This is a genomic window from Mycobacterium sp. SMC-8, from assembly GCF_025263565.1.
In the GTDB taxonomy this organism is placed as follows: domain Bacteria; phylum Actinomycetota; class Actinomycetes; order Mycobacteriales; family Mycobacteriaceae; genus Mycobacterium.
This window is the reverse complement of record NZ_CP079865.1, coordinates 5,073,502-5,087,479: the sequence shown is the minus strand read 5'-3', so window position 1 is coordinate 5,087,479 and position 13,978 is coordinate 5,073,502. Positions and strand designations below refer to the sequence as shown.

The window sequence follows — 13,978 nt, the reverse complement described above, 5'->3', positions numbered from 1 at the left end:
GATGCTTTGCAGTCGAACGAGGCCCTCTGCGATGACGGTCGCGGCGGGGGATTTTCGTCCCTCCGCCGCTTTGTGCCGTAGCGAGATGATGACGTCGGTCAGCGCGACCGCACTGGGGTACCAGGCGGCGGCTTGTCGTGGAAGCGTGGACGGTGCTTCCTCGGGTACACCGAGCCGTCGCCTGCGTTGCTGGATATCAGGCGCACGGGAGACGGCCGGCCAGCCTGACCACACGGAGAAGCAGGTGACGGCGGCGGAGAAGCCGGAGTATGTGGGGCCGCGCCCCCAGCGTCGAATGAGACTACGGTGCTGGCGGTGTGCGCGTGCAATGTCAGGACAGAGTCGGATTGAAAATTGTTGCTGAGCATCGCATCTCAGTGCAGGACTTCCGGTCCATTGCTGGTGTACAGCGCAGAGCACCTGTTCATGACTCGCGAAGACAGTCACTGCTTGGCTTCGAATTTGAGTCTGCGCGGCGGCGCAGTGTCTACATGCGGATCGGATCCCGGCCCGCTGCGAGACGTGGCCGACCAGGTGCGGCCATCGCTTGATCGCATGCGGAGTTCGGAGTTCTGGAAGCGCCGCTATCAACCCTCGCTCCGTCAAACCGGTGAGCTCGACGAGGTCCGCAACGAAGTGGGGCTGTCGGGAGAGCTGGGACAGCCAGCTGGGTCGCAAGAGGTTCTGATCCGTCACCCGGCGGAGGTAGCTGTTCAGCGTCTCCGAACACATCGGAGCGACTGGCACGGGAAGTCGTTGACGGCCGCGGCGGACACCCTCCGGGACTGTCGATGACTGTTCGGCACGAAGCGGCATCAGCGGGCCACTCCAGGATCGACGTCGTCGATAGCAATCGAGTCGAGGAGGTCTAACGTGATGGCTTCGGTACCGAAGTCGATGGCGTCGGTGGCTGCATCGATGATCAGATCGCTCAAGGATGCGATTGAGCCGCCAGTGCGGTGGTAGAGGTAGTCCGCATGGCGTTCGAGCATTCCGTGTTCATGCAGGGGGAGAGGGAGAATGCGTTCGATGGATGCGACGAGCTGCACCCACTCCTTGTGGTCGGCGTCGTTCGAGAGTGAGTAGTTGCTCAGGTTGATGGGCCGGGTCCGTTTGCGCCACTGCTCTCCGTTCTCGCCGCTGAACAGGGGAGCGGTCTCCAACGAAATTCCTGCGAAGAGCATCGTCGCATCAAGATTCTCGGCGAAAGTCTTGATGTTGTCGGCGACTTCGGCTCCTGCGGCGCGATCGGTGTTGAGGCGTTGGACGTCATCGAGGATGACGAACTTGGTGCCGAGGCTCTTCAGCAGTCGCGCCAGGTCCACGAGTCGCTCGTCGGCATTGCTACCTCGCAGCTCGCGCGCACCGACGAAGTCGGCGAGGCGCACCCAGAGTTTGTTCGTCGTTGTCGCCGTGGCGATCGTGGTGTAGACGACGGGTAGGAAGGACAAGTCGTTTTCCCTGCCGCAAGTCCGTCGTATTTCTGCGTCCAGTCGCTTGCCGGCGGCCATCACATCGGTGGTTTTGCCGGTCCTGGGTTCCCCGGATACTCGGATACCGGGCCTGGCTACGAACTTCTTGGCTCGTGATCGGCGAAGCAGTCGCCGTGCGTGGTTGAGGATGCGGGTGAGGTCCCGGGTGGGAAACACGCGTTCCTCGTTCAGGTAGTCGATGCGGCGTTCGTTGTACGCCGACCGCTCGACGGTGCCGAGAGCCTTGATCTCGTCCGCACTCAAAGAGGGTCGCTGCGAATCCGGGGTGGGCTCGTAGGTGCAGTATTCACGCCACTCTTCGCGGGTTGTCGGTGATGCCAAGGTTCACCACCCTTCCGACAGGCGCATCGGACGCATGGGCTCGACTGGTCCGACCGTGGGCTGAACAACCGGCGCGACCGGAGTGTCGTCGCTTCGTCCGGGCACAACGACCTCAGGGGGAGGGCCGCCGCTGAGTTCTTGTCGCGCGAGGTTGGCGCGCCCGGCCGACGCTTCGGCACGGGAAAGCGGTCGAGGTTTCGGTTCCGAGGGGCCGCCGAGCAATTGACGATGAATCTGCTCCGCGCGCCTGAGCACTTCTTTGTCGGTTGGTTTCTTACTCATGTCCCGACGAATCGCTTTCACCATGTCGATCCCGAATGGAATGGTCGCATAGTCGGCCAGAACCCAGCGGCACTCGATCCAGCCATTGTCTTCGACTTTGCGCTGACCCTCTGAGTCGAAGACTAGGGATTCATCTCGCACCCAGATTTGCATCAGGTTGGTGGGGTCGTAGCGCACTTCCCACTTGCCATTCTGTTTGGAATTCAACGATTTCGTTCGTCGCATCTGGTGGAAGCGCGGCGAGTCGGAGTTGTACACGAGGTTCTCCAAGTTGACGCCATAGCGGTTGATACGACGAAACTCGTGCGGTTTCAGGGAGATCCAATCGTCGCGTGTCATCGTCCGTGCTGGAGTTGGTGCCATCTCCGACATCGCTCGATACATGGCATTGGGAGAGAGCTGCATCCGAGGGGCCGCCGTCAGGTGAAGCCCCGTGTGGGGACGGTTCTGATACACCGTAATAACCCATTCGTCGAGCAGCGCCTGAAGTACAAACAGCGGCCACACAATATCCTTCTCCGGGTTTCGGCCCCGGTGGCTGACCGAGCGTCCCTTGTATCCCGGGATCCATCGGACAAAGTCGTCGCCGATGGTCTTGAGCAAGCGTTCGATATGAGGCTTGGCGGTGGGCTGGTACGGAGCAGCGACCCGAGGGTGCACTCCCCGAAGTTCGGTTGCCTTTTCGAAGGCTTTCGAGACAAAGATCTTGCCACGGTCAACTACGACACCGCGCACGTCGATGATGGGCTTGTTCTCGAGTGCCCTGTCGAGATCGATCTGAGGGGATAGCCTGTCCGACAGGTAGCTTCGTGCGACGGTCATGTTCTCAATCCAGCCTGGCAACATCTGTTGCGGGATACAGGAGTTGGCCCAGAGTTCAATGGCATCAACGGTTTTGCAGGCGTTTGGGCGAAGAATTGCCGCGGTGATGCTCAGTGTCGCGACGTCGATGCCGGCAGCCAAATCGATTCGGCATGGTTGACCATCGGGCAGTATGGCCATTGCGTCAAGTGGTGTTGAGTCGAGCTGCACTTCTTCGCCTGGATACAAGGCGACGATCTTCGAGAACGCTCGGTCGGGGCTGTTCGCGTGACTGCGGCGCGACGTCGCATCGCCGGTGGTGTGCTCACCGCGGTCAAGTGCAGCCAGTAACGCGTACATCGACGACCTGCACGGCACCGGCACGTTGTCGTCACGAAGGCGACGCTCCGCGATTTCGAGGATCTGCTTCTTGGTAGGCGTCGACTTGTCTACGTAGTGCGCCTTCACCATCTCCAGGACGACGATCACACGCTCGTGCACCCCGGACAGACGGACGTGACCCGGCATGCCGCGCTGATCGATACATCCGAGCAGGCCCGCAGTGTTGAAGCGTTGCCACTTGCGCCACATAGTGGTCATGGAGACCGGCCGCCCCAGGGTACGTAGCTCGGATCTCTTATCCGAAAGTCGTTCGCGTACAGTCGCGATCGGAGTTCCCGAAAAGGCTTGTCCTTGAGCCGGCTGTTCCATGGCGTGTTTGATACCGGAGAGGTGCCCATACCAGAACTCGGCATCACGTCGCTGTTCGTCGGTGGCGAGGTCGAGCAGCCTCTGATCGGCGATACTTGGTCCAGAGGCGTCGGGACCGACGAAGGAATCGTCGCAGAGCAACATCGCTACCGGCAAGGTCAGGTCGCTGCCGTCATCGAGACATTTGAGTCGAAGGGCCAGTCCGTCGCTGTCGCGGATATGCCAGCTCTGGCCGCGGAGTTTGATGATGTCGCCGATATGCAGTTCGATCATGAGGTGATCACCGTGGTCCAGGTCAGCGGGCGAGCCAGGTCGACGTGAATCTCTCTGTTCCAGATCATGTGGTAGGTGCTGCAGATGAGTTGGCTTTCGTCGAATTCGGCTCTGTCCGAGGCGTTGTCGATCAGCTCGCCGAATTGCACGCCGTTTCGCCCCGATCGATTCACGCACATCGTGATAGCGGATCGTGCTTCTGCTGACGGTGCGAACCGCGGATGGTGGTAGGCGCATAGCAGCCGTAGGTTGCGTTCTGCAGTCTTGTCTATCGTTGTGAATTCTTCGTACTCCCAGTCCAACTCGCGACATACATCGCGGGTGCGTTGATGCTGGAGCCGATCCTTCTCGCGGAGACGATCTGCCGGCTTGACGTCGACAACGAGAGCCGATCCGTCGCGTCGTCGGATGAAAAAGTCCGGGGCGTGCCGGTGGTGCGTCTGGCCCTTCGGCCACAGCAGCCAGAACGGGTTGGAGCTGACCGCGATTGCGTCGCCCCGAAAGTCGACCGTCATCAGGGCAGTCATCTCGAACCGCGACTCAAAGCTGACATGGCCTTGTGAACGCGAGAACCAGTACTTGCCTTGATGGGAACGGCGACCACGGTAGGCCGGGAAACTCCGGATAGGCCTGCATAGCTCAAATGACACACGCGAAACCTCAGGTGTGAGACGGGTTCGTACGCGCTGCCCGGTCTTCGGATCTTGATAAAGCACCATCGTGTAGGGCGCGTCATTGACGGGCAGTGGCCCTTCCGTCGGGACCGGCGGCGGGGTCATCCCCGTTCCCACCCGGCATCGGCACCCGCAGCCCTCGATGGGGTCGGGGGCCAGAACGCGAAGCGGGGGTTGACATCGCGCCGGAAGCGCGCTGAAATAAGCATGTCTCCCTCTCAGGAGTGAAGTAAGTAATTAGCGGCCAAGTGCCGCACCGAAGAAGCCGGGATACCAGCCCGGCTTTTTCAGCGTCTGGGGACTCTTGAAGCCCCGTCAGCGGGTCAACCTAGATTTTCTGGGCGGGTGTCACCTCCTGGTAGGCCTGACCATTCCACTGCCTCCGATGAACGCGCACGTCGGGGACGGTGCGTTGGAGCAGGCTGAAGTGCCCGCCCCATGATCGGAATGGCAACGTAAGTTGAGCACAAACTGACAGATCCGCACAAGGGTTGCAGCAACCATGGCCACCGACGACTTTGCCGGGAAAGGCTTCGTCCATCGTTCGCCTTCGAGTGAGCCGAGTTCGAATGCCAAAGCCAACCGACTGATGACTGTTGGTGAGCGCGATGCGCATGTAATTCCACTGCTAGACACTGCATTCGCGCATAGACGGAGGTCACACCCTAATGGCGCACCCACAAACGCACTGATGCAAGTCGCCGATCAGAACCCGGGGTGTTGCCTATAGTTAACACCTACTCGATGTCTCTAGCCAGCAAAGTCGATGCGCGCAGAACTCGATACCATCTCTTCGCATTGGGACTAGCCAGCTGCCGCAGTTTGCTGGCAAATGTCTCCAATGCCAGCGTTGCGTTCTATCGAGATCTTATTTTCGTCGGAGGCCTGTCGGTGCGCCGCGCTATCTTGACCCGATGCGCTGGTTTGCCCGCCCTGATAATCGCTCGCTGGAGCTGAGGGTCGCCCCGCGGCTCGCATCGTGGAACAAGGCTGACGATCCAGATCAGATCCGATTGCAGGAGTACCTCGACGATACGGAGGCTTTGATCGCTGGCGCACGGATCAGCGGCCCGTGGGCGCTGCGCCTCGACGTCGGTTTACCGAGTTCACGAGACCTGCTCGATGCCAGCGACCTGGATAATTACGCGTATCCGCTCGCATCGCGCCTGCGCGATGCCGACTTGGTGTCGGTGTGGTGCACGAAGCGTCCCGGCGAACAGTCGTCTGTGCAGATCTGTGCCGCCAGAGAAGTTCCTGCACCCAACGCCGCCGGCGTGGTCATCTCGACCACTGCGGCTTCTTCCTCGAGCGTCGCCTACAAGGAGGCTATCCACGCCGCCGTCTCTGGCGCCACCGTACTACCGGATGGACCAGTTCGGCTTGAACTATCCTTCGTGGTCGGCCCACGTCGCAATTGGCTGAACCTCTGGAAGCAGACGATCGACGCGCTCGACCCCCTGCTGGGTCGTACCCGGCCAGATCGGGCATGGCATCCCCGCGACGGCAGAATCACCGAACTCGGCCTGCACTGCACCGTGGACCAATTCGCCGGCAACACGGTCGTGGTTGGCATCTACGCATCGGCCGAGTCCGCCAGTGTTAGCGAGACCAGCTCGGTCGACGTCCCATATAGTCCAGCTGGCGAGTTCATCGACGTCGTGCCAGCCGATGTACTCGCCGGGGTGGATCACCGCACCCGCGCACACGAGTTCCGGGACGACGACGCTGGCTATCTGGCTTGGCTGGCCGCCAACCCGGAAGGCTTCGTCGTGAACATCACCCGTAACTACAGCGTGTCTACCGCGCGGGTGCATCACGCCACGTGCCGCACCATCAGCGGTCAGAATCCGCACAACGGACCGTGGACTGGTGCCTACGTCAAGGTGTGCGCCATTCATTCGGCGGACGCCGAAGAGTGGGCCGCAAACACCGTGCGAAAGCCCGTCCCGCCGTGCGGGACTTGCCGGCCCCGATACGTGTGACCGCCGCGGGTCGCAAGCGGGCTCGTCTGAGCTCGTCGGTCTGGGACGCAGAACGACCCCGTGCGGCCAGTCGCTCGAATTTTGTTGATGCGCTATTGAACTCGGACGCAAGCTGGGCGTAGCCAGCATCCGGGATTTGTTCGTGCATAGCCTCTGCGCCCACCCGAAGCAGAATCCGCAGTACAGCGGCATCCGAGCTGATGTCGCCCGAGGCATAGTCATTGTGGTGTGCCCACGGTCGCAGGACCTCGAAAGCAGGCGAGCCCCGATGGAGGAAGGGAGCGAGCATCGCCTCGTCTGCGTCGCGGAGGATCAGGCTCACTCGCTTACTCATTGCGGGGGCTTCCTTCGTCGTTGGGGCACATGGATCGCTTCGTTCTCAGCTGGTCCCATCGTCCTCCCGTTGTTCGGTCAGTAGGGAGTAAAGCTGATTTTGCGCTGCCGCACTTCGTGTTTCAATCCCCGCCGCCGTAACGTAACGCTGCGATGTCGTCATCGACTCATGTCCGAGGAGTTTCATCAGTGTGTAGACGCTGACATTCGAGGTCGCGAGCTCAGTCGCATAGGTATGGCGAAGTCCGTGCACCAGGGCGCCGGGTACGGGGCGCGCGTCCGGCCCTGCGCGTTTGAACGCGCGCTTGATACGTGACTGTAGGGTGCCACGCGTCATCCGTTCACCGTCCCGACCGACGAATAGCGGGGCGGAATATGGCCAGCCCGACAATGGCGTACTCTTCGGCGACGATGTGCGCTTCTTGCCCTGAGGAAACCGTCCGGCACGACTATCCATATACGTACCGATCACCTCCAGCAGGGCTGCCTCGATGGGGACGTTGCGTTCCTTGCCGCCTTTGCCTTTCACATTGATCACCGCGGAGCCATCGTCGAGCGTCCGTATGTCACCGACGTCGACCAGGCGGAGTTCTTCGGCCCGCAGTCCCGCGAGGAGTGCAGTGAGAATGACCGCGAGATCCCTTTCTTTCCAATCTGTTCGGCGAGCATCGGACTCCTGCGTGACAGCAGAGAGCAGGGCTTCAACCGCTGTTCGGGGGAGGGCTTTCGGCAGCGGCTTCTTCAACTTCGGTCGTCCAACGAGCTGCATGGGATTGGCCGCCAACAACTCGTTCGTATAGAGGAAGGTGCACAACACATTCCACGTGGACCAGCAGCGTCGGATGGATGCCGCCTCGTGGTCGGCGGCAAACGCCGCGAACGCAGTACGCATCGAATCGCGAGTTATGTCAGCTGGACTGAGGCGGGCCGGCTCACCACCGGTAAGCAGATTGGCAATGGCGACGAAGTCGCGGCGATAGGCCTTCATCGTGTGCGCCGAGGGTTTACTTGCCTGCCGGTGATCCAAGAACTGCTGGAACCACTCGGGGATCTCATCGACGGCCGGCGCGACGGCAGCAGCTTCAACAACGCCATCGGTGACGGAGTAGCCCGGATCGGTCTCGTGCGGCACACGCTCAGCCTCGCAGATAAAAGATGGATAATAATCAACGTTATCCATATTATTGGGTGCTACGCGGCTCCAGCCTGCGCAAACAGGAGATGCTGCATCACCTACATAACGTCACAGTGACGAATTAAATGGTTCACACTGGACCTCGAAGGCGCGGAGTGTCCGCCACTATCAGGTAGTTCTGGACTGTCGGTCGTCCTGTCCGGCGCAGTCAGACAGTCATGGATTCAGAGTCAAAGCCATGGATACGCGGGCCGAAGATCCGCAGGTGCACGGGCAGGGACCTGGGCGGGTGCCACTGTCAGATAGTTCTGGAACGGAGGGCGAGAAATCGGACAGCTACCAGGTTTTCCCGGATTACTCCCAACTAGTTCCGGATCGGACATCGGTGCCGGCACCGTCGACGTAACGTTGTGAGGTGACCATGGATTCGTGGCCCATGAGCTTCATCAGGGTGTAGACGCTGACGTTGGCGTTGGCGAGTTCGGTGGCGAAGGTGTGGCGCAAACCGTGAACCAGTGCGCCTGAGGCTCGTTCGCCGTTGATGCCGGCCTTCTTGAACGCCCGCAGGATTCGGTATTGCAGCGTTCCCCGGGTGATGCGGTCGCCGTCGGCGCCGACGAAAAGTGGAGCGGTCGGGGAGAAGCTGCTGGGCGCCGTGGTGCCGGATCTTTGTCGGCGGACTTGAGGGAACCGGTTTGCCCGCGTGTGAAGGTAGTCGTCGAGGACGTCGAGCAGCTCTGGGCCGATGGGGAGCCGGCGGTCCTTGTTGCCCTTGCCTCGGACGTGCAGGACGGCGCCGTCATCGGTGCGGCGAATGTCGCCGACGTTGGCGTTGAGGAGTTCGTCGGCTCTGAGCCCGGCCAGCAGTGAGGTGAAGACGATGGCGTGGTCGCGTTCGGGCCAGTCGCTAACACGTGTGGATCCGTGGTCGGCGTCGATCGCTGCGACCAAGTCGGTGACGACGCTGGTGGGGTAGCTCTTGGGGAGGGACTTCGGGACTTTGGGGCGGCCGATGAGCGGCATGGGATTGGCGTCGAGCAGCTCGGCGGTGAAGAGGAACGTGCACAGGGTGTTCCACGTCGACCAGCAGCGTCGGATCGACGCCGCCGAGTGGGTGTCGGCGTAGGCAGCGAACGCCGAACGCAGTCTTTCCTTCGTCAGTTCGCGGATCGCGAGTTCTGAGACGGCATTGGCAGACCCCGCTATCAACACGGCGATCGCCTCGAAGTCCTGGCGATAGGCCTTGGAGGTGTGGGGCGAGGGTTTGCGGATGGCACGATCAGCGAGAAAGTCAGCAAACCACCCAGGAGGGACGACTTCGGGGGATACCGGTGCAGCGGATCTAGGCACCGAACCAGCATGGCAGACCGTCATGGATATCAGTCGTTATCCACGACGTTCTGCATACCCGTTAGATGCCGCCTGCAGGCAAGAGGTGTGTGGTCTGTCGTTGGGCCGTGGAAGGTGCCTGTGAGGGGTGAGCTGAGTGGCCGGTGCGGCGGTGGTGAGGGGACGGGGCGCACGGTGGGTGAGTGAGGTGCGGTGGTGCGGCAGGGGCGGCGACGAAAAAATTGGTGGGTGGCGAATGTGGCTGTGGTGGTGGCACGTCCGGCCCGGCCGGTTTTAGTGTCCCGGTCATGACAGCAGCAGGAACGTCCAAGTTGGAAGCCCGGCGACGGGCTGTGGAAGCGACCCGGCGCGCCAACGAAGCGCGTGCTGCGCGGGATAAGGCGAACATCGACGACGCCACGAACTTTTTGTACGAGGTCGGCAAGGTCGCCGAGGTCGAGGTCTGGAAGACGGAGCGCCTGGCGCAGCTGCGCGAGCAGGTGGACGCCGAAGCGGCCAAGCGCGTGGCCACGCACCGGGCGAAGGCCGGCGCGGTGGTCGCGCGCATGCAGGGCCGTGATGAGACGCTGACGACCATTGCCGCACGGACAGACGTCGGGATCGGCATTGTTCGGACCATGCTGCGGCACGCTCCGAAAGCCGAGAAGTCCACGCCCAGCAACGGTTCGCACGCAGTAGGCGGTGGCGGTGAGGTTGGTGGCGAGCCTGGCGGTGTCGCCTACCCGGGGGCCGACGAGCCCGACGCGGCCTCGGCCTGATGCAGGGGACGACAGGTGCGCGTCACGGTGGATGAGACGAACATCGTGTTGCGAGGGCAGCAGAACTCCGGCGGCCTCGGCGCCGGGAATCCGCCGGCCCTCGCGCATCGCGACGATGCGCTGCGGGAGCTGCGCACGGACCCGGGACTGTTGAGCGCAGGGGGTCGCGACTCAGGGGGATTTGCAGCGGCGCAGGGCGTTGTTCGGCCGTGTCTCAGATGGCACAGCGCAGCGGTAGCTCCTTGAACGCCGCTGCGGCCCTGTCAGTCGGGACGCCGCAGGCGGCTCTGGACAGGCCCAGTGTCTGTGCACGGACGTAGGGTCAGCGGCCTTGAGAAGCGCGGGACAGCTGGTTGTTGATCGGCTGTTGCACGCCGCTGAGATTGCCCGGTTTCATAGCCACGTCGTCTGTGGGCCAACGCCTTCGGATTGCAACATCTGGACCGGGGCGATCGGTGCCGATGGTTACGGCCGTTTCTATCTCACGCGCGACGGTGTGGGGTTCTGTGTGCGTCCGCATCGCTACGCGTTGGCGATCGCAGGCGGAAGCGTGGCGGCGGGCGTGCTGGGTTTGCACGAATGCGACAACCCGGTGTCGTAAAAATCGCGGCCGCGACAGACGTTCAATAGCACGTGGTGTCGGGCTCCCAGGGCGACAACATGGAGGGGATGGCGCGGATGCGTCGCGGCGGTGGGCGCCATGCGGTGCGACGCTTCGACAGTCGCGGTGTACGGCGTGAGCGATCGGTGGCGCTACGCGAGGCGGTGCGCCATGGCTGGGATGCCGCCGCGGTGCAGGCGGCGCTGCTTGGTGATCAGCCCACGCTGTGGTGATCCTGGCGCGGGCGGAGCGGCGGTGGCTGTGTTGCGCCAGAGACCCTTGGACGGCGGGTTCGTCGTCCTGGCGGGCGGTGTCGCAGCGTCGAGCTGAACGGGCCAGGGGAGCGGCCGAGAGGGCGCCTTAGCCTTGATCCACCGATCGAATAGGAGTTGGGGCGGGTTGTAAAAACGAAATGCCCTGTCGCGGTGAAAGAATGGGATTTGTCTAGGATCACATTCGGTCAGAACGAAGGGCATCTCGTAGATGCAACTATCTCACACTCGTCCTGTGGCGTCAGCCCGCTTTGATGACCCCAATCTGGTGTCGTGTGCCGGGCTGGTCCCGATGGCCGCTCTGGCTCATCAGTGCGGGTTGAGCAGCCTGGCTGATGAGCACATCACGGTGCCGACCGACAAGGGCGCCAACGCCGGGGCGAAAGTCTTGTCGCTGGTCGCGGGCATGGTAGCTGGGGCTGACAGCATCGATGACATGGCCTTGCTGCGCCACGGCGCGATGGGCACCGTGTTCGACCGCCCGTACGCCCCGTCGACGCTGGGATCGTTCCTGCGCGAATTCAGCTTCGGTCATGTCCGCCAACTCGACGCCGTGGCGGCGCGGTTGCTGGCCGGTCTGCACGAACGCACTCCGGTGCTGGCCGGTGTTGACGGTCCGGTGTGTGTTGATCTCGATGACACCATCATCGAAGTGCACGGCTACACCAAACAGGGATCTGGTTACGGATACTCCGGGGTCCGTGGGTTAAATGCGCTGATCGCCACGCTCACCACTGAGCATGGTGCACCGATCATCTGCGGCCAACGCCTACGCAAAGGCGCCTGCGGATCAGCACGTGGAGCTGCCCGCATCGTCGGCGACACGCTGGCCACCGTGACACGACTGCGCTCTTCGGCGGCAGCCACCCGGCCGCTGCTGCGAGCCGACTCGGCGTTCTACGGCTACCCAACCGTGGCGGCTGCTCTGCGCGGTGGTGCCGACGTGTCGATCACCGTGCGCCTGGACCCAAAAGTCAAAGTCGCCATCGCCGCCATACCCGAGGACGCCTGGATCCCGATCCAGTACACCGACGCGATCTACGACGAGAACACCCAGCGCTGGATCTCGCGCGCCGAGGTCGCCGAGATCGACTTCACCGCGTTCAGCTCCCGCACAACCAGCGAGCAGATCCCCGGCAGGCTGGTGGTGCGGCGCATCCCCGACCTCAACCCCGCCAGCGGCGAGGGGCAGACCACCCTGTTCGACACCTGGCGCTTCCATGCCTTCTTCACCACCACCGACCTCGATACCGTCACCGCCGACAAGACCCACCGCGGCCACGCGCTCATCGAGCAGGTCCACGCCGACCTCAAAGACTCTGCTCTGGCCCATCTGCCCTCGGGGCGATTCGGCGCCAACGCCGCCTGGCTGGTGTGCGCAGCGATGGCGTTCAACCTCACCCGCGCCGCGGCCACCCTGACCGGACCAGCGCTGGCCAAAGCCCGCACCGGCACCATCCGCCGCACCCTGATCAGCGTGCCGGCACGCATCGCCTCCTCGGCCCGACGCCTGACCCTGCACCTGCCACGCAACTGGCCCTGGGAAACCGCGTGGAACACCCTGTTCCACAGTCTGTTTGGCCGAAACCGGCCACTGCTGGCCTAACAGAGCAACCCCAACCGCCCGCACGAGACGAAAGACCCACAGGAACAAGCCGATACCGAGATCGGGCCATCACACACACCCACCTCACGGCACACCCCGGGCCCAACGCACACAATCGAAATCGACTTCACACCGACAGCTCACCGGTGGATCGAGGCTTAGCCGCGCTGCAGGAGCACCGCGTCGCGCGGCGGGCGCACCGTTGTGGCGTCGAACCACACGGGCAGCGCGCAGACGCCGGCAGTGCGGGCCCAGCAGATGCGGTGCTGGCCAATCGTTTCGCGCTGGCCGTGGCCGTTGGTGTAGACGCGTAGCGAGTCGCTGTAGCTCAGCAGCGCCAGCGTCAGTCGGCGGTCGGCCGCAGTGAAACCGGCGAACGGTGCATGGTTGCGCGCGGCGTGGGCGATGGCTGCGGTGTCGGCACTGGCCGGCAAAGGCTCGAGGAAGGCCGTGACTGCGGGCAGCACCACGGTCCAGTTTCCGGCGTGGACGTCGCAGGCTTGGCGGCGCGCGGAGATCGCGTCGTCGGTGAACAGTTCGCGGTGGCCGCCCTGCCCGGGGTGCTGACGCGTGTGCGGAGCACAGCCTCAAGGGCAAGGGGACAGTTGGAGCGTGTGCCGTCCGGGAGGGGCCGCTCACCCATCGTGTGGGGGTAGGGCAGCTCGGCGACGGGGGTCAGGTAGTAGGCATGACGGGGGTGGTGGAGTTACGACGCCAGCAGCCTGGAGCGGCGCGTAACTTGCGTGGGGCCGCCGACCTCGAACGGGAGCACGTCGACTCCGAAGTACTTCCCGACCAACATGGGATCGTCGTAGCCCAAGTCGCCGTGCACGCTCTGCAGGGACTCCATACCCAGCTCGCATGCCAGCCTGGCGGCTTGGTCGGCGGTGTGCGCGACGGCCGTCGCCTCGACTGGGGTCCGGACGGTGGCCACGAACACGGTTGTCATGTCAGGTCTCTCTACGACGCGAGCGCAGTGAACGGGGCTGGCGGCGAATACGGCGTGGAGGTCGCGGCGGGCGTCGAGTTCGGAGTAGGGCTCGATGGTGGCCACGCCGACGACGCGCGGCCTGGCCTCGTCCAGGGAGATCAACTCGAACGCTGTGTGAGCGGCGTTGAGCTGAGTGGGCCGGTGGTAGTAGTCCGACAACACCAGGTAGGTGGTGCAGGCGTGTACATGGGTGGCTCCCTGGATGAGTGATAGCGGTGTGCGGACCGGGCTGAGTTACGCGGCGGCAGCAGCCAGTGCCTACTCCGCTGCGCAGCTCTACTGGCGCGACTGGGCTAACGGTCAGGTAGTGACGGGCAATCACCCGCGGTGGTGGCGGTGTCGGCTGGGGCCGGCCGGGAGTGTCGCGGCAGTGTTCATCTGTCGTTCACTTGCCC

At 63.1% G+C, this 13,978-nt stretch carries 11 protein-coding genes; 4 read left to right on the top strand and 7 right to left on the bottom strand.

Annotation, left to right across the window (positions count from 1 at the left end; all coding sequences use genetic code 11):
* Positions 1-815 precede the first annotated feature (815 nt).
* Genes KXD97_RS24555 through KXD97_RS24545 form a run of 3 tightly spaced genes read right to left on the bottom strand, consistent with a single transcriptional unit; the run spans position 816 to position 4,660 of the window.
* Entirely contained in the window at positions 816-1,814 is a 999-nt protein-coding gene (locus tag KXD97_RS24555) for a TniB family NTP-binding protein (protein ID WP_260753053.1), read from the bottom strand.
* Positions 1,815-1,817: 3 nt separating this feature from the next.
* Positions 1,818-3,881, bottom strand: coding sequence for a Mu transposase C-terminal domain-containing protein (locus tag KXD97_RS24550; protein WP_260753051.1), 2,064 nt, complete (start codon positions 3,879-3,881; stop codon positions 1,818-1,820).
* Positions 3,878-4,660 (bottom strand): TnsA-like heteromeric transposase endonuclease subunit, encoded by a 783-nt coding sequence (locus tag KXD97_RS24545; RefSeq protein ID WP_260753050.1) that lies wholly within the window; start codon positions 4,658-4,660, stop codon positions 3,878-3,880. Before KXD97_RS24545 ends, KXD97_RS24550 begins: the two co-directional genes overlap by 4 nt.
* An 809-nt stretch (positions 4,661-5,469) precedes the next feature.
* On the opposite strand from KXD97_RS24545, the gene KXD97_RS24540 reads away from it, so the two are divergent.
* Complete coding sequence (locus KXD97_RS24540) at positions 5,470-6,537, top strand: hypothetical protein (protein ID WP_260753048.1); 1,068 nt, start codon at positions 5,470-5,472, stop codon at positions 6,535-6,537.
* A gap of 379 nt (positions 6,538-6,916) precedes the next feature.
* Here the strand turns inward: KXD97_RS24540 and KXD97_RS24535 are convergent, their stop codons facing one another.
* Both KXD97_RS24535 and KXD97_RS24530 read right to left on the bottom strand, forming a co-directional pair.
* A complete protein-coding gene (locus tag KXD97_RS24535) occupies positions 6,917-8,050 on the bottom strand; it encodes a tyrosine-type recombinase/integrase (RefSeq protein WP_260753045.1) in 1,134 nt (377 codons plus the stop codon).
* A 309-nt stretch (positions 8,051-8,359) separates the two neighbouring features.
* On the bottom strand, positions 8,360-9,355 hold the full coding sequence (locus tag KXD97_RS24530) for a tyrosine-type recombinase/integrase (RefSeq protein WP_260753037.1): 996 nt from the start codon (positions 9,353-9,355) through the stop codon (positions 8,360-8,362).
* Positions 9,356-9,642: 287 nt separating this feature from the next.
* On the opposite strand from KXD97_RS24530, the gene KXD97_RS24525 reads away from it, so the two are divergent.
* From KXD97_RS24525 to KXD97_RS24515, 3 genes are all read left to right on the top strand, one after another.
* On the top strand, positions 9,643-10,113 hold the full coding sequence (locus KXD97_RS24525; RefSeq protein ID WP_052429180.1) for a hypothetical protein: 471 nt from the start codon (positions 9,643-9,645) through the stop codon (positions 10,111-10,113).
* A 636-nt stretch (positions 10,114-10,749) separates the two neighbouring features.
* Entirely contained in the window at positions 10,750-10,947 is a 198-nt protein-coding gene (locus KXD97_RS33210) for a hypothetical protein (RefSeq protein WP_313901325.1), read from the top strand.
* Positions 10,948-11,197: 250 nt separating this feature from the next.
* Entirely contained in the window at positions 11,198-12,592 is a 1,395-nt protein-coding gene (locus KXD97_RS24515; protein WP_260753034.1) for an IS1380 family transposase, read from the top strand.
* A 158-nt stretch (positions 12,593-12,750) separates the two neighbouring features.
* Here the strand turns inward: KXD97_RS24515 and KXD97_RS24510 are convergent, their stop codons facing one another.
* Both KXD97_RS24510 and KXD97_RS24505 read right to left on the bottom strand, forming a co-directional pair.
* Positions 12,751-13,062 carry a hypothetical protein gene (locus tag KXD97_RS24510; RefSeq protein WP_260753033.1) on the bottom strand — a complete coding sequence of 104 codons (312 nt, stop codon included), beginning with the start codon at positions 13,060-13,062 and terminating at the stop codon, positions 12,751-12,753.
* Between the two features lie 236 nt (positions 13,063-13,298).
* Positions 13,299-13,745 carry a hypothetical protein gene (locus KXD97_RS24505; RefSeq protein ID WP_260753032.1) on the bottom strand — a complete coding sequence of 149 codons (447 nt, stop codon included), beginning with the start codon at positions 13,743-13,745 and terminating at the stop codon, positions 13,299-13,301.
* Positions 13,746-13,978 lie beyond the last annotated feature (233 nt).